At 67.9% G+C, this 14,972-nt stretch carries 14 protein-coding genes and 1 riboswitch; of the genes, 8 read left to right on the top strand and 6 right to left on the bottom strand.

Annotated elements, in window-relative coordinates:
* Positions 1-27: 27 nt before the first annotated feature.
* From RDCOP1_RS15505 to RDCOP1_RS15495, 3 genes are all read right to left on the bottom strand, one after another.
* Positions 28-858 carry an ABC transporter gene (locus tag RDCOP1_RS15505; RefSeq protein WP_072702136.1) on the bottom strand — a complete coding sequence of 277 codons (831 nt, stop codon included), beginning with the start codon at positions 856-858 and terminating at the stop codon, positions 28-30.
* Positions 859-909: 51 nt separating this feature from the next.
* Positions 910-1,224 (bottom strand): DMT family transporter, encoded by a 315-nt coding sequence (locus tag RDCOP1_RS15500; protein ID WP_072702134.1) that lies wholly within the window; start codon positions 1,222-1,224, stop codon positions 910-912.
* A gap of 11 nt (positions 1,225-1,235) precedes the next feature.
* Positions 1,236-1,301: riboswitch (guanidine-III (ykkC-III) riboswitch) on the bottom strand.
* Between the two features lie 74 nt (positions 1,302-1,375).
* Entirely contained in the window at positions 1,376-1,582 is a 207-nt protein-coding gene (locus tag RDCOP1_RS15495; protein WP_072702132.1) for a hypothetical protein, read from the bottom strand.
* A 198-nt stretch (positions 1,583-1,780) separates the two neighbouring features.
* On the opposite strand from RDCOP1_RS15495, the gene RDCOP1_RS15490 reads away from it, so the two are divergent.
* The gene (locus RDCOP1_RS15490; RefSeq protein ID WP_072702130.1) at positions 1,781-2,998 is read left to right on the top strand and encodes a polyhydroxyalkanoate synthase family protein; all 1,218 of its coding nucleotides are present in this window, start codon (positions 1,781-1,783) and stop codon (positions 2,996-2,998) included.
* Between the two features lie 47 nt (positions 2,999-3,045).
* Here the strand turns inward: RDCOP1_RS15490 and RDCOP1_RS15485 are convergent, their stop codons facing one another.
* On the bottom strand, positions 3,046-3,696 hold the full coding sequence (locus RDCOP1_RS15485) for a TetR/AcrR family transcriptional regulator (protein ID WP_072702128.1): 651 nt from the start codon (positions 3,694-3,696) through the stop codon (positions 3,046-3,048).
* 178 nt (positions 3,697-3,874) lie between these two features.
* On the opposite strand from RDCOP1_RS15485, the gene RDCOP1_RS15480 reads away from it, so the two are divergent.
* On the top strand, positions 3,875-5,335 hold the full coding sequence (locus RDCOP1_RS15480; protein WP_084722650.1) for a DHA2 family efflux MFS transporter permease subunit: 1,461 nt from the start codon (positions 3,875-3,877) through the stop codon (positions 5,333-5,335).
* Positions 5,336-5,382: 47 nt separating this feature from the next.
* Here the strand turns inward: RDCOP1_RS15480 and RDCOP1_RS15475 are convergent, their stop codons facing one another.
* Entirely contained in the window at positions 5,383-5,808 is a 426-nt protein-coding gene (locus RDCOP1_RS15475) for an HIT family protein (protein WP_072702709.1), read from the bottom strand.
* Between the two features lie 123 nt (positions 5,809-5,931).
* Here RDCOP1_RS15475 and RDCOP1_RS15470 point away from each other — a divergent pair, with 123 nt between their 5' ends.
* The 4 genes from RDCOP1_RS15470 to RDCOP1_RS15455 all read left to right on the top strand — a co-directional run bounded on the left by RDCOP1_RS15470 (position 5,932) and on the right by RDCOP1_RS15455 (position 11,022).
* Positions 5,932-6,642 (top strand): nucleoside/nucleotide kinase family protein, encoded by a 711-nt coding sequence (locus tag RDCOP1_RS15470; RefSeq protein WP_072702126.1) that lies wholly within the window; start codon positions 5,932-5,934, stop codon positions 6,640-6,642.
* A gap of 10 nt (positions 6,643-6,652) precedes the next feature.
* Positions 6,653-7,906 carry a phosphoribosylamine--glycine ligase gene (gene purD / locus RDCOP1_RS15465; protein ID WP_072702123.1) on the top strand — a complete coding sequence of 418 codons (1,254 nt, stop codon included), beginning with the start codon at positions 6,653-6,655 and terminating at the stop codon, positions 7,904-7,906.
* A 148-nt stretch (positions 7,907-8,054) separates the two neighbouring features.
* Positions 8,055-9,812: a CocE/NonD family hydrolase gene (locus tag RDCOP1_RS15460; RefSeq protein ID WP_231923007.1), complete on the top strand. Its 1,758-nt coding sequence runs from the start codon at positions 8,055-8,057 to the stop codon at positions 9,810-9,812.
* Positions 9,813-9,843: 31 nt separating this feature from the next.
* Positions 9,844-11,022, top strand: a complete 1,179-nt coding sequence (locus tag RDCOP1_RS15455) for a pyridoxal phosphate-dependent aminotransferase (RefSeq protein WP_072702121.1) — start codon at positions 9,844-9,846, stop codon at positions 11,020-11,022.
* Positions 11,023-11,066: 44 nt separating this feature from the next.
* Here RDCOP1_RS15455 and RDCOP1_RS15450 read toward each other — a convergent pair whose 3' ends face one another.
* Positions 11,067-12,695, bottom strand: coding sequence for a GMC oxidoreductase (locus tag RDCOP1_RS15450; protein WP_072702119.1), 1,629 nt, complete (start codon positions 12,693-12,695; stop codon positions 11,067-11,069).
* Between the two features lie 144 nt (positions 12,696-12,839).
* On the opposite strand from RDCOP1_RS15450, the gene RDCOP1_RS15445 reads away from it, so the two are divergent.
* Positions 12,840-13,448, top strand: coding sequence for a TetR/AcrR family transcriptional regulator (locus RDCOP1_RS15445; RefSeq protein ID WP_072702117.1), 609 nt, complete (start codon positions 12,840-12,842; stop codon positions 13,446-13,448).
* Between the two features lie 30 nt (positions 13,449-13,478).
* Positions 13,479-14,900, top strand: coding sequence for an adenylosuccinate lyase (purB, locus tag RDCOP1_RS15440; protein WP_072702115.1), 1,422 nt, complete (start codon positions 13,479-13,481; stop codon positions 14,898-14,900).
* Positions 14,901-14,972 lie beyond the last annotated feature (72 nt).

Raw genomic sequence — 14,972 nt, 5'->3', positions numbered from 1 at the left:
CCGAGCGCTGACCGTCGGGCGGGCGAATCACGTGGGCGGCAGTAGTTCGCCTTTGCCGCCGCGCAACCACCGGCCGGGCAGCCTGCCCGCGAGATCACCGAGCGGCCCCACCGCCCCCCGAAGCAGTTCGACTGTCTCCCTGAGCATGTCGACGCTCGCGTTCATGCTGATGATCCCCGGCGTCAGTTCCGCGAGCGTGGTGGACAGCGACACGATCTGATCGAGTGGCCCACCCTTCGCCAGCAAGCGATCGAGGGCTCCCTGCTCTGACAACAGCACTTCGAGCACACCACCCTGCGCCAGTGCCCGTTCGACGACACCCCCGGGACGCGTCGCGACGTCGACGATCCCGCCCGGTGCGGTGAGCCGCTCGACGGCTCCGTCCTGCGCCAGCAACCGCTCGAGAGGCCCTTCCGGTGCGGTCAGCCGGTCGAGCAACCCGCCGTCCGAGAGCAGACGATCGAGAGCGCCGTCGTCGGCGAGGACCCGTTCGAGCGGTCCGCCGGGTGCCGTCAGGCGATCGAGGGCTCCGCCGGGTTCGAGCAACCGGTCGAGGATGCCGCCGGGAGCAGTGAGCCGATCGACCGGCCCGCCGGGTTCGAGCAGCCGGTCGAGAGGCCCGCCCGGCCGCATCGCCTGGCCGAGTCCGCGGTCCTCGGAGGTGAGCGTCGAGATCTGCTGCAGCAACCCCATCGAACTGCGGGTGTCGGGCAGGCCGACGGCACCGAGCGCCGAATACGTTTGTGGCGACACCGCGATACGGACCGTACCGATGACGGCTTCGGTGATACCGAGTGCCGTATCTGCCGCCGACAGACCGACCCGGAACGGAAGTGCCAGCGCGGAACCGAGGCTCATGGGGTCACTGTAACCGCATCGTCACCGACCCCCGGGACGTAAGCGGGACGGTCAGTGCACGACCTTCAAACCCACGACACACGCAACGATTCCGGTGATCAGCAAGAGCTTCACGAACGTCGCGGACTCGGTGCCGGTCAGCATCGCGTATCCGACGGTCAGCGCCGCCCCGATGCCCACCCACACCGCATACGAGGTGCCCACCGGCAACGTGCGCATCGCGTACGCGAGGCCCGCCATGCTCGCGACCACCGCGACGCCGAAGACGACCGTCGGCCAGAGCCGCGTGAAACCGTCCGATCTGCCGAGGGCAGTCGCCCATACGGCTTCGAGGACACCGGACAGGACGAGAACGACCCAGGCCATGACGCAACGCTCCTACACCGTCTTGTCGCTCGCCGGGTACGGTGCGCTCGTCCGGGGGACTCGTCTGTGGTCCCTCACCGCCAGGTTAGGAAAAGAGTGCGAGGGCGGCAAGCCGCGACCCCCGAGTGTGAGGTGTCTGTCCGCGCGGGCGTCAGGACGCGACGAGTATCTCCGTCTCCACGGCCACCGCGGAGCAGGCGCATCCGCCGACGAGATCGGCGCAGTCGGCGACCAGCGAATGCCGCACGACCGAGAGGTCGATGCAGGTGTCGTCGGTGCACTCGACGTCCACCGCCGAGTGCAGCACCAGGGACCCGTGGCAATGGTCGATGAGGTTGTCGCACTCCCTACACGTCATATCCCTTTGATAGCACTCACCGCGGACAGGCTGTTCGAGGTGGGTACCCCGGCGTGTTGCACGTCGCTCCCAGCGACTTCTCAGGAAACTCACGCTCAGGACCGAGAATCGCGCGGCAGAGAGAACGACCGGAACCATGCTTCCGAGTGAGCCTTCCGCGATCACCGACACCGTAGCCGGGCGCTGTGAGCGGACCGAGTGACCAATACGATCTTCGTACCCGGAACGTTCACCGAGAACTGGAGGCATCTGATGGGTATCACGGACTCGGTGACACGGGCGGCCCACAACGCGTGGGCATTGTTCGCCGGCGACGGGCTCGCGCCGCCCCACCGCACGGAGTCGGTAGTTGTCGGTCGGGGTCCACATCGGACACTGCGCCGGTTCGGCCCCGACGACGGCGGTGATCCGGTCCTTCTCGTCACACCCCTCGCTGCCTCGCCCACCTGCTACGACCTCATGCCGGATCAGAGCCTCGTGCAGTACCTCAGCGAACTCGGACGCAGCACCTTCGTCGTCGAATACGGCGAGATGACCTCCGAAGATCGCGATCTAGGACTCGAATACTGGATCGACGAAATCGTGCCCGAGTCGATCCACCTGGTGTCCGAGCTGTGCGGCAACCGGGACGTCGACGTCGTGGCGTGGAGTATCGGCGGTGCGATGGCACTGCTCACCTCAGCCGCACACCCGGAACTGCCGGTGCGGTCGATCACGGCCTTCGGAAGTCCGCTCGACTTCTCCAAGATCCCGGTGATGGCGCCGCTGCGGTTGATCGGCAAGCTCTGCGCCGAGCCGGTGATCGATGTTCTCAACTCGGTGTTCGGCGGTGTGCCCGCGCCTCTCGTGCAGGCCGCCTATCGCGTCACGGCGCTCGACCGGGAACTGGCCCGGCCGTGGTTCGTCGCCTCCAACATCACCGATGCCGGCAAGCTGAGCCGGATGGAACTCGTCGACCGCTTCCAGGACGAGATCTCCGGATATGCGGGCAGGGCGTTCGCGCAACTCGCGCAGATGACGGTCGCCAACGATCTGTCGGGCGGAAAGCTGCGTCTCGGTGAGCGGGTCGTCGATCTGGCCGGTGTCACCGTGCCGGTGCTCGCGTTCGCCGGTACCGAGGACATCCTCGCTCCGTCCCGGGCCGTCGAACCGGTCACCCGGTTGCTGCCGAACACCAGCGTGCGGTTCGTGGAGGTTCCGGGTACGCACCTGGGGATGCTCGCCGGGGCACGCGCACGCACCACGTCGTGGGTGGAACTCGCCGCATTCCTCGAGGAACCGGGCTGCGACGAGGAACCGGGCTGCGACGAGGAACCGGGGTACGGCGTCGAGGCAGGGTTCGTCGATCCAGGACAGGACCGGTCGGCATCTCCTTCACCGGCTGCGGCGCCGCACCCCGAGCGCGCCGATCGGTAGAACAGGGCAGGGTGCGCCGCCCTGCTGCGTTCACAACCGGGGGAGAGTCAGACGTCCCTGCCCGTGAAGATCCGGCGCGCTTCCCTGCGCGTTGCCCGGTAGATCTCGACGAGGTCGCCGCTGTCGCCCTTTTCGATGCCGTCGACCCACGCGTCGAAGGCGGTACGTGTGGCGACGCCTGCCGCTTCGACGAGCAGTCGTGCGTAGGTCGGAGGGCGGATGCCGTCCACTTTCGCTGCCACGGTCTGGGTGATGCGGCACATCGCGACGGCGTCGGTGGCGAATGCGGCAGCGCGGAGATGATCGTCGGACGCGATGAGGCGGCGGGCCCTGAGCAGGCGGTCCTTGGTGTCGTCGGAGCTTGCCATGAGCCGGCACAGCGAGCGCTCATAGAGAGCTTCGATGCCCTCGAGGTCGACCTGTTCGGGGGGGACCGAATCGAGCCAGGCGAGCAGTTCGGCTTCGAACTCCCTGTCCGGCTCGTACACCGAGTCCTCTTTGGTGGCGAAGCAGCGGAAGAACGTGCTCGGCGATACACCGGCCAGACGAGCGATCTCGTCGACCGTCGTCGCGGCCGCGCCCTGCTGTTCGAAGAGCGTCAGAGCGGCCCGGGTGATTTCGCGGCGGGTCTCCTGCTTGCGGCGTTCCCGCAGGTCCGGGACGCGTGCAGGTGAGGTCGATCCGACCGGGGGAACCATCCGATCGCTCCTTTCGCTCCGGGCAAGCAAACGTGAGGTGTCCTGGCCGAAGCCGATTCAACAGCGGAAGTCATCTTAACAGCTGAAATCAATTTGACAGTGACTACCATTTGGAGTGAACCTGTCAGAACTGAAGCAGTCGCGGCAGCAGAGGTCCACATCCAGAAAGTTCCACTCAATGCAGATACAACAGGCCGACGACCGACCGGACATCGTCTCCGAAGAAAAGCTGGACCGCGGAAGTGTGCTGCTGATCGGTGTCCTCGTCATCGCAGCCTTCGTCATGATCCTCAACGAGACGATCATGAGCGTCGCGCTGCCGCGCTTGATGGACGACCTCGACATCACCGCGAGTACCGCACAGTGGCTCACGACCGGCTTCCTGCTCACGATGGCAGTGGTCATTCCGATCACCGGTTACCTGTTCCAGCGATTCACCCTCCGGCAGGTGTTCATCGCGGCCATGGGCATCTTCAGTACCGGTACGTTGCTCGCGGCGCTCGCTCCCGGATTCGAAGTCCTGCTGGCCGGACGCGTGACGCAGGCGTGCGGCACCGCCATCATGCTGCCGCTGCTGATGACGACGGTGCTCCGCGTGGTTCCCGCCCACAAGCGGGGAAGCATGATGGGAGTCATCTCCATCGTCATCGCGGTGGCACCGGCCATCGGGCCCACCGTGTCGGGCATCGTTCTGAACGCACTCGACTGGCGGTGGATGTTCTGGATCGTCCTGCCCATCGCGCTCGTCGCATTCGCTATCGGAGCGGCTCTGGTCAAGAACGTGACCGCGCCCGTCGCCGTCCCGCTCGATCTGGTGTCGGTGGTGCTGTCGGTCTTCGCGTTCGGCGGAATCGTCTACGGGTTGAGCAGCATCGGACATTCGGCCGAGGGCTCGGCCGTGCCGGTGTGGATTCCGCTCGGTATCGGCGTGGTCGCGTTGATCGTGTTCGTGCGACGGCAGATTTCGAGGCAGAGCGAAGGACACGCCCTGCTCGACATGCGCCCCTTCGCAACTCCCACCTTCAGCATCGGACTCGGGATGCTGGCGATCAGCATGATGGCGCTGTTCGGTGCTCTGATCCTGCTGCCGCTGTACCTGCAGAACATTCGCGGCCTCGACACCCTCACCACGGGTCTGCTGCTGCTTCCCGGTGGCCTGGCGATGGGATTCCTGTCGCCGTTCGTCGGCCGCATCTTCGACCGCACCGGACCACGCGTGCTCGTGATACCCGGCGCCGTCGTCGTCAGTTCCGCGTTGTGGCTGATGACGTTGCTCGACGCGGAATCTGCTCTGCCGATGGTCGTGGCCGTCCACACCCTGCTCATGGCCGGTCTCGCGACGGTCATGACCCCGCTGATGACCTCTTCGCTGGGATCACTTCCGAGTGAGCTCTACTCGCACGGCAGTGCCATCTTCAGCACGATCCAGCAGTTGGCGGGTGCGGCGGGCACGGCGCTGTTCATCACCGTCATGTCGACCACCGCGGCGTCGCGTGCGGCCGACGGCGCGACGGAACTGATAGCGAGCCAGTCGGGCATCCACACCGCATTCCTCTACGGCGGGGCCGTTTCCCTCGTCGCGGTAGCTGCGTCCTTCTTCATCCGGACGCCGAAGGCGGTCACTCTCGTCCAGGCGTGACGTCACGACCTCGCGGCCCGGACCCCCTGCGGGTCCGGGCCGTTCCGTCATGCCGGGACGTTGTCCGCGTACCCCAGTGCCCGGAGTTCGTCGCGGATCTTGTTCTGCGCACGGTCGAGGGACTCGGCCGACGGATCCTTCTCCGCGGTCGCGAAGTCGAAATCGTCGAGCGAACTAGCCGGGAACACGTGAAGGTGCAGATGCGGGACCTCGAGACCCGCGATCACCAGACCGGTCCGCGGCGCGTCGTACGCCGCCCGTACCGCCTTGCCGACGATGCGCGCGACACCGTTGATCTTGGCCCAGAGTTCGTCGTCGACGCTCTCCCAATGGTCGACTTCCTGCCGGGGCACGACGAGCACGTGACCTTCGGTCAGGGGGTTGATGGTGAGGAACGAGACGACGTCGTCGTCCTGCCAGACGAATCGGCCCGGCAGTTCCCCGGAGATGATCATGCTGAAGACGGATGCCATAGCGCGAGGATAGGCGGATCGCAGTCGGTCGGCGACCTCCGTGACAGCCGGGACCCCGACGGATGCCACGGTGTTCGGGCTGCGCGTCGAGGGTCCGGACACCACAGTCGTATCGTCGCTCACATGGAGGCCCCCGAACCTGTGTGCTCCGAACCTGTGGATGCCGAATCCGCATCCCCCGAATCCGTGCGCACAGGACCGCTGCGGGAACTCGTCGACGAACTCGTCACCTACGTGCTCGCGGGCCTTCCGGAAAGCCGGCGCACCGTAGTGGGGTTGTGTGGGCCCCCGGGAGCGGGCAAGAGCCGCGCGACATGGCTGCTGATGAAGGCGCTCCGGCGTGCGGGTATCCCTGCCGGGCAGGCGCCCATGGACGGATTCCACCTGTCGAACCGGCAACTCGACGCCCGTGGCGCCCGCTCGCGGAAGGGAGCACCCGATACCTTCGACGTCGCGGGTTATCGCAACACCCTCGAGCGGATCAGGGCGCGCGGCAGCGAGACGGTCTATGCACCCGACTTCTCCCGGCGGCTCGACGAGCCGATCGCCGGGGTTCACGCGATAGCTCCCGAGGACCGCGTGGTGATCGCGGAGGGCAACTACCTGCTGTTCGACGAAGGAGGATGGGGCGACATCCGGCCGCTGCTCGACCTGGTGATCTACCTCGACGTCCCCGATTCCACGCTCGCCCGCCGCCTCGTGCACCGGCACGTCGCCAACGGACGAGCCGACGATCAGGCCCGTGACTGGGTGGACAATGTGGATCTCCCCAATGCCGCTGCCGTCGCCGCGAGCCGCTGCCGCGCCGATCTCGTGTGGAAGCCCGTCCCGTAGTCTGTCCTGCGTGCGCGTACTCGTTATCGGCTCCGGTGCCCGTGAACATGCTCTCGCCTTGGCCCTGCGCCGTGACCCCGGAGTGACGGCAGTCATGGTTGCTCCCGGTAACGCCGGGACCGCCGCGATCGCCGAGCAATTCCCGGTGGACGCGGCAGCCGCCGACGACGTGGTGGCGCTGGCAAAGGCCCAGAAGGCGGATCTCGTCGTCATCGGACCCGAGGTCCCTCTCGTGCTCGGCGTAGCCGACGCGGTCCGCGCGGCGGGGATTCCCTGCTTCGGCCCGTCCGCCGACGCCGCGCGCATCGAAGGATCCAAGGCGTTCGCCAAGGATGTGATGGCCGCTGCGGGCGTGCGTACCGCCCACAGTGAAGTTGTGGACTCTCCCGCGCAGATCGACGAGGCGCTCGACCGGTTCGGGCCCACCTGGGTCGTCAAGGACGACGGTCTCGCCGCCGGCAAGGGTGTCGTGGTGACCACCGACCGCGACGCGGCCCGCGATCATGCCGCGGAGATCATCGAGAACGGCCACCCGGTGCTGCTCGAGTCGTTCCTCGACGGTCCCGAGGTCTCCCTGTTCTGCCTGGTCGACGGCGAAACCGTCGTGCCGCTGCTTCCCGCCCAGGATCACAAGCGAGTGGGTGACGGCGATACCGGCCCGAACACCGGGGGAATGGGTGCCTACACCCCGCTCCCGTGGCTGCCCGACGGCAGTGTCGAGCGCATCGTGCGTGATGTCGTCGAACCGGTCGCCGCCGAACTCGTCCGCCGGGGCTGCGGATTCTCCGGCCTGCTGTACGCGGGCCTGGCGATGGGTGCGGACGGGCCCGCCGTCGTCGAATTCAACTGCCGCTTCGGGGATCCCGAGACGCAGGCCGTGCTTGCACTGCTCGAGTCGCCCCTGGGCACCGTGCTCGACGCGGTCGCAACCGGGACGCTCGACACCCTGCCTCCGTTGCAGTGGCGCGACGGTGCCGCGGTGACGGTCGTACTCGCCGCCGAGTACTACCCGTCGACCCCGCGTACCGGGGATGTGATCGCGGGGGCGGACGGCGACAACGTGCTGCACGCCGGCACGAAGCGAGGGCCGAACGGTGAGCTGCTCTCGGCAGGTGGTCGCGTACTCAGCGTCGTCGGTGTGGGCGACGATCTGGCCGCTGCGCGTGCCGACGCCTACGCCACACTCGGGGGGATCAAGCTTCCCGGCGGGCACTACCGGCGCGACATCGGCCTGGCCGCAGTCGAAGGTCGTATCACTCTGTAAACGCATCGGGGTGGGTCGCGAAAGCCTTGCACCGACCAGGTGCATGTTGCACACTCTGTGCATCTTCTGACGTGCCAGGGGTGAAAGCATGGTTTCGTGTCGACGAACACTTACGCAGGATCCGACACCGCTGCGGCACCACAATGTCGTGAGGTACCCGCTGCCCGACGACATCGTCGTCGAGCGTGACCTTCCGATCCGCACGGGAGACGGCACGATCCTCCGCGCCGATGTGTACCGGCCACATCATGCTGCCGACGAACAGTTGCCCGCGCTCGTCGCCGTCACGCCGTACGGCAAGAGCGCCGGCATCGACGACTACCCGGTCGATTTCGCCGCACTCGCAGCCTCGGGCACGTTCGTCGGCGACCTCGGGCTGAGTGAGGCCACCTCGTTCGAAGCCCCCGATCCCGCCTATTGGGTACCGCGCGGATACGCCGTCGTCGTCGCCGACATGCGCGGTTGTTTCGCCAGCGACGGCCGCCCCAGGCTGCTGCTCAGCCGCGCTGCCGTGGACGCGGCCGCGGTGATCGAGTGGGCCGCGGAACAGGCCTGGTGTACCGGCAAGGTCGGACTCGCCGGAGCGTCGTACCTGGCCACGCTGCAGTGGTACACCGCCGCGCTCCGTCCGCCGCACCTCGCGGCGATCGCCCCGTGGGAGGGCATCACCGACCCCTGCCGCGACACCCTCACCCACGGCGGAATCCCCGAGACCCGCTACAGCGAATTCTGGTACCGCGCAATGAACAGCGGCGCCCGCCCGGCGTCCACGTCGCTGCGGCGGATCACCCCGTGGCTGCTGCGGCGTTTCCCCGACCGGTTCCGCCACGTCGCGCCCCCGCCACCCGACCTCGAAGACGTGACCGTGCCCGCTCTCGTCGGGGTGTCGTGGTCGGACCAAGGCCCCCGCAACCGCGGGTCGGTCGAGGGGTACACGCGCCTCGGATCGTCCGACAAGTGGCTCTACACCCACGGCCGTAAGATGTGGCAGACGTACTACAGCGCCGAGGTCCTCGAGGTTCAGCGACGGTTCTTCGACCGGTTCCTCAAAGACGAGGACAACGGCTTCGACGCCGTGCCGCGCGTGCGCCTGGAAACCAGGCACGATCTGCGCACCTACTCTGAACGGTTCGAACAGGACTGGCCCGTTCCCGGCACCCGCTACGTGCCCCTGTACCTCGACCACGGCACCTGCTCCCTGGAGGACACGTTGCCCGGCGAACCGCAGTCGCGGCGCACGTTCCCGGTCGCCGGGGACGAACTGGTCTTCACCACCACCTTCACCGAAGACACCGAGGTCACCGGGCACGCCGCCCTCCGCTTGTGGGTCCAGGCCAAGGACGCCAACGACATGGATCTGTTCGTCGGACTCAAGAAACTCGACTCGCGCGGCCACGACGTGTGGTTCGAAGGGCACGGCGGATACGAGGAAGGCTTCGTCGCGCACGGCTGGATCCGCGTGTCGCACCGAGCCCTCGATCCCGAGGCGTCGACCGCCTACCGCCCGGTCCTCGACCTCACGAAGTACTGGCCGCTGCTGCCCGGCCAACTCGTGCCCGTCGACATCGAGATCATGCCGCACAGCACGTTCTTCGAGGCGGGCTCGACCCTCGCGCTCGTCGTCTCCGGTCACGACCTCGACGGCAACCCCGCCGTCGGCCACGACCGCACCGTGAACAGGGGCTTCCACATCGTGCACGCCGGTGGCGACTTCGACTCGCACCTGCTGCTTCCCGTCGTCCCGGCCCGTCCGCCTGCACCACTCGCGGTCGACGTCGCCGAGAACAGCAGCGAGCAATCCGGGCAGGCACGAGGGTTCCCGCATCAGGCCGCACCGTTCGTCCCGTTGGACGAAGTGCCGATCGCCTGGTCCGCGCTCGCTCACCGGCAGCGGGCCGGTCTCTAGCGTCCCGCTGCGCAGTACTACCGTCGTTCACGTGCGCACCGAATCGCGACGTTCCGGTATCGAGACATTCCACGTCATGGATGTGTGGAAGGCGGCGGCCGAACGGCAACGCTCCCACGGCGACGTCCTGAGCCTGGCGGCAGGCCAGCCGTCGACGCCGGCTCCCGCGCCCGTGCTCCGCGCGGCCGGGCTGGCCATCGAGGCGGAACTCCTCGGCTACACCGAGACCTTCGGGATCCTGCCGCTACGCGAAGAGATCGCCGGTTACCACCGCGACCGCTACGGAATCGACGTCGATGCGGACGACGTCGTCGTCACCACCGGGTCGTCCGGCGCCTTCACCCTCCTGTTTCTCGCGGCGTTCGACCCGGGCGACACCGTGGTCGTCGCGCGCCCCGGATATCCCGCCTACCGCAACACCCTCGCCGCACTCGGGTGCAAAGTCGTCGAACTCGACTGCGGGCCCGAGACGCGGTACCAGCCGACGGTCGCGATGCTCGAAGAACTCGACACTCCGCCCGCGGGCCTGATCGTCGCAAGTCCCGCCAACCCGACCGGCACCATGATCGAACCTGCCGAACTCGCCGCGCTCGCCCGTTGGTGCGACGAGCACGACGCCCTGCTCGTGTCCGACGAGATCTACCACGGCATCGAATTCGGAACGCCGGGCTCGCCCGCGACGTCGACGGCGTGGGCGACCTCGCGCGAGTCCGTCGTGGTCGGTTCGGTATCGAAGTACTTCTCCATGACGGGTTGGCGCCTCGGCTGGATGCTGGCACCCGAGTCCTTGCGTCCGGCGTTGCAGCGGCTCGGATCGAACATGACGGTGTGCCCACCGTCGATCTCGCAGTTCGCGGCGATCGAGGCGTTCGGTACCGAAGCGCGCGCCGAACTCGACGCCCACGTGTCGCGCTACGCCGTGAACCGCGAGTTGCTGCTCACCGGGTTGCCCGACCTCGGCATCACCGAACTCGCTCCCGCGGACGGGGCGTTCTACGTCTACGCCGACATCGAGCATCTGCTGCTCTCCGGGGAGACGTCCACGGCGTGGTGTGCGCGCCTGCTGCACGACACCGGTCTCGCGCTCGCGCCCGGCGTCGATTTCGACACCGTGCGCGGCGACCGCACCGTGCGGCTGTCGTTCGCGGGGGCGACCGCCGACGTCACCGCCGCGCTCGACAGGCTCGCGGGCTGGCTTCCGCTGCCCTGAGCGCCGGCCTGCCGCCGATGACCTGACGGCTGTCGGCCGGTGACCTAACGACCGTCGGCGACGATCCGGGCGAGGTTGCGTTCGGCGAGCGCGGCGATCGTCAGCGACGGATTCGCCGTGCCGGTGCTTCCGGGGATCAGCGCGCCGTCCACGACGTACAGCCCCGGATGTCCGTGGACGCGCCCGTAACCGTCGGTCGCGTCGCCGAGCACTGCCCCGCCGAGCGGATGGGCCGTGAACGACGCGTTCACGTCCTCCGCCATCGGAGGTGCGCCCGGAACGGTGCCGCCCGCAGCGGCCATCGCGTTGTGGACCGCCCGCAGGGCGTCGACGCTCGCGAGTTCACCGCCGGCCGGCCAATCGACGATGGTGCGTCCGGAAGCGGGGTCGTAGACCATCTCCGCGCGCGTCGGGTCGAGCGTCATCCCGAGCGACGCGAGCATCCCCACGTCTTTCGCGGTGCCCGCGACGAACCAGTTCTCGAGGCTGAGCGGCAGTCCCGACTCGTCGACGATCCGCGATGCGGACGGCGCGCCCTGATCCCCGCCGAACCCGTCGGTGAGGGCGAGAGAACGAACGAGCACAGCATCACCGTTTGTGCCCCAGCCCCGTCCGACGTGCTCGTTCAGCCGCCGCAGAGAGCCGGTGTGACGAGCTTCGACGAGCAGTTCGGTCGTGCCGATCGATCCGGCTCCGAGCACGAGACGGTCGCACGTGAGGGTCGTCGTGTTCAGGATCGCGCCGGTCGGATCGACGGCTTGCACCTCGACCCGGTACCGTCCGTCGGCTTCCTGGCCGACCGCGAGCACCCGGTGCCCGTGACACACCAGCGCGCGCCCGGTCGCCTCCGCTTCCGGAATGTAGTTCTGCGTCAGGTCGAACTTCGCGCCGTTGGAATTGCCGAGGTTGCTCTCCCCGGCGACGGCGGAGCGTCGCACCGAGCCCGCCAGCTCGGCCCGGACCACGTCCCAGTCCCAGATGCCGTCGACCCGGTGCGGTGAGTACCCCGCAGCCCGCGCGTCGTCGTCCCAGCGGCGAGAGTGGGTGAATTCGGGAGAGTGATAGATGTCGTCGGGCATCGGGTCGAGACGCAACATCGACCGGACCTTCGGGTACCACGTCGAGGCCATTTCGCCGTAGCTCAGCCGGTCGCCGAATACGTGTTCGAAGAAGCGCTGTTCCGGCGCGATCATCACCCCGGTGAACACGACCGAACCGCCACCGACGGCCGCGCCACGCCACACCGACATGTGGGGGTAGTCGACGACGTCGAGGACGCCGGCGAAGTCGTCGCACTCCACCGGGATGCCGGTCGGGCCGGTGAAATGCGTCCGGTGGTAGTAACCGCGACCGTCGGCGAGAAGATCGGACGTGAACACCTCACGCCACGGATCGCGGGGCCAGCGCATGCCTCGCTCGAGCACGGTGACATGGCTGCCGGCTTCCGCCAGCCGCAGCGCGGCGACACTCGCCCCGAAGCCCGAACCGACGACGATCACCTCCGAGTGCTGCGGAGGCACCGGCGAAGGCGTGAAGAGTTCGGGAACGGTCTCCCAAAGCGTGTCGAGACCGACGGGCAACGCCGAGGCGACCCGGAGAGGGCCTGCCGGCAACCCGACCGCGGCGACTGCCGCTCCGAGTGCGGATGCCTGAAGCAAGCGGCGACGTCTCATCGCGGTACGGCTCCGATCGTTCGTGAAAAACGGGGCGGGCCGCCCAGTCCGGCCCTCGAGCTGACGACTGCGGGCGCAATCGTACCGGGTGGTATCAACTGGCGTTTTCCCCTGGTGAGCGGGCTCGGCTGTCACGATGTGACTGTGACTACCGCAGCCACACCGAAAGGCGAGCGGCGCCGCCAGGCGCTCGTCGAAGCTGCGGCGGAGTTGATTCTCGAGGGTGGCATCGAGGCTGTGCGCCACCGTGCGGTCGCGACGCGCGCGGGTCTGCCACTTGCGTCCACCACGTACTATTTCGATTCCCTCGAGCAGCTCGTCGTGTGCGCCATGCAGCACAACGGTGCCCGCGACGTCGAAATCATGCGCGCTCGCGTCGAGGACGTTCCGGCGAGTCCGCGCAGCTCGGAGAAGACCGCCGAACTGGTCCTCGACCTGCTCGTGGGGAACGCGCAGTCCGGCGACGACCGCGACCGGCTCGTCGCCCGCCACGAAGGATGCGTCGCCACCGCGCGGCATCCCGAGCTGCGCGAAGCGCAGGTGAGCCTCAGGGAACAGATCGACGATCTGCTGACCGACCTGCTCGAGCGGTGCGGCCGGGAGGTCCGGGTACCGCAGTTGCACCGGCTCGTGGTGGTGGTCGACGGGGCGGTGTTGTGCGGTCTCGTCGACGTGGATCCCGACCCGCGTGCCGCGGCACGGGCGATTCTGGTCGACGTCATGCACACCGTCGCGCCGCCTGCCGAACCATGAGTCCGGGCACGGAACGTAAACTGGCCACTCGTGAGCCACATCCCGAACGTCCTCGCCACCCGCTACGCCAGCCCCGAACTGAGGGAGCTGTGGTCGCCGGAGCACAAGATCGTGCTCGAACGGCAGCTCTGGATCGCGGTCCTGCGTGCGCAGGCGGAACTCGGGATCGACGTGCCGGCGGAGGCGATCGACGATTACGAGCGGGTCGTCGAGCAGGTCGACCTGGCGTCCATCGCCGACCGCGAGCGCGTCACACGCCACGACGTCAAGGCACGCATCGAGGAGTTCAACGCCCTCGCCGGGCACGAGCACGTCCACAAGGGCATGACCAGCCGCGACCTCACCGAGAACGTCGAGCAGCTGCAGATTCTGCGGTCGCTCGAGCACGTGCACTCGCACGGTGTCGCGGTCGCCGCGCGACTCGCTGAACGCGCCGCGGAGTACTCGTCGTACGTGATGGCCGGCCGCTCGCACAACGTGGCCGCACAGGCCACCACGCTCGGTAAGCGCTTCGCCTCCGCAGCCGACGAACTGCTCCTCGCGTTGCAGCGTCTCCGAGAACTGATCGAGCGGTACCCGCTCCGCGGTATCAAGGGACCGATGGGCACCGCGCAGGACATGCTCGACCTGCTCGGCGGAGACGCCGACAAGCTCGCGCAGCTCGAAGAGAAGATCGCTCAGCATCTCGGCTTCTCGCACGTGTTCACCAGCGTCGGGCAGGTGTACCCGCGTTCGCTGGACCATGACGTCCTGTCGGCTCTCGTGCAGGTCGGTGCCGCGCCGTCGTCCTTCGCGCACACCATCCGCCTCATGGCCGGGCACGAACTGGTCACCGAAGGTTTCCAGCCCGGCCAGGTCGGGTCGTCCGCGATGCCTCACAAGATGAACACCCGGTCGTGCGAGCGGGTCAACGGCCTGCAGGTCGTGCTGCGCGGTTATGCGTCGATGGCCGCCGAACTCGCCGGTGCGCAGTGGAACGAAGGCGACGTGTTCTGCTCCGTCGTGCGCCGCGTCGCGCTGCCCGATGCGTTCTTCGCGATCGACGGCCAGATCGAGACGTTCCTGACGGTGCTCGAAGAGTTCGGCGCGTACCCGGCGGTGATCGAGAAGGAACTCGTCCGCTACCTGCCGTTCCTGGCGACCACGAAGGTGCTCATGGCGGCGGTGCGCGCCGGTGTCGGACGGGAGACCGCACACGAGGCGATCAAGGAGCATGCGGTGTCGGTGGCTCTCGCGATGCGCGAGCAGGGCCGCGAACCCGACCTGCTCGACCGTCTCGCCGCGGACGACCGGCTTCCGCTCGACCGTGCGGCGCTCGACGAGGCGCTCGCCGATCGATCGGCGTTCGTCGGTGCAGCCGACGCGCAGGTGAGCGCGGTGATCGCGTCCGTACAGGAGCTGGTGGAGCGTTACCCGGACGCCGCTCGCTATTCGCCGGCGCCGATTTTGTAACAAGTAGGGGGCGGCTACGGGGGAGTCCCGAGGGGATAGCTGCACACACAGGGGAGGAATCAGTGCTGGAGA

The organism is Rhodococcus coprophilus NBRC 100603, assembly GCF_001895045.1.
Classification (GTDB): Bacteria; Actinomycetota; Actinomycetes; order Mycobacteriales; family Mycobacteriaceae; genus Rhodococcus; species Rhodococcus coprophilus.
The sequence above is the reverse complement of the archived record's forward strand: the minus strand, read 5'-3'. Positions and strand labels throughout refer to the sequence as shown.

Bases quoted from the DNA above. Each gene is read 5' to 3' on its own strand.
- RDCOP1_RS15500 (WP_072702134.1), bottom strand. From the start codon at position 1,224: ATGGCCTGGGTCGTTCTCGTCCTGTCCGGTGTCCTCGAAGCCGTATGG.
- RDCOP1_RS15485 (WP_072702128.1), bottom strand. From the start codon at position 3,696: ATGGTTCCCCCGGTCGGATCGACCTCACCTGCACGCGTCCCGGACCTG.
- RDCOP1_RS15480 (WP_084722650.1), top strand. From the start codon at position 3,875: ATGCAGATACAACAGGCCGACGACCGACCGGACATCGTCTCCGAAGAA.
- RDCOP1_RS15470 (WP_072702126.1), top strand. From the start codon at position 5,932: ATGGAGGCCCCCGAACCTGTGTGCTCCGAACCTGTGGATGCCGAATCC.
- RDCOP1_RS15495 (WP_072702132.1), bottom strand. From the start codon at position 1,582: ATGACGTGTAGGGAGTGCGACAACCTCATCGACCATTGCCACGGGTCC.
- RDCOP1_RS15475 (WP_072702709.1), bottom strand. From the start codon at position 5,808: ATGGCATCCGTCTTCAGCATGATCATCTCCGGGGAACTGCCGGGCCGA.
- RDCOP1_RS15505 (WP_072702136.1), bottom strand. From the start codon at position 858: ATGAGCCTCGGTTCCGCGCTGGCACTTCCGTTCCGGGTCGGTCTGTCG.
- RDCOP1_RS15450 (WP_072702119.1), bottom strand. From the start codon at position 12,695: ATGAGACGTCGCCGCTTGCTTCAGGCATCCGCACTCGGAGCGGCAGTC.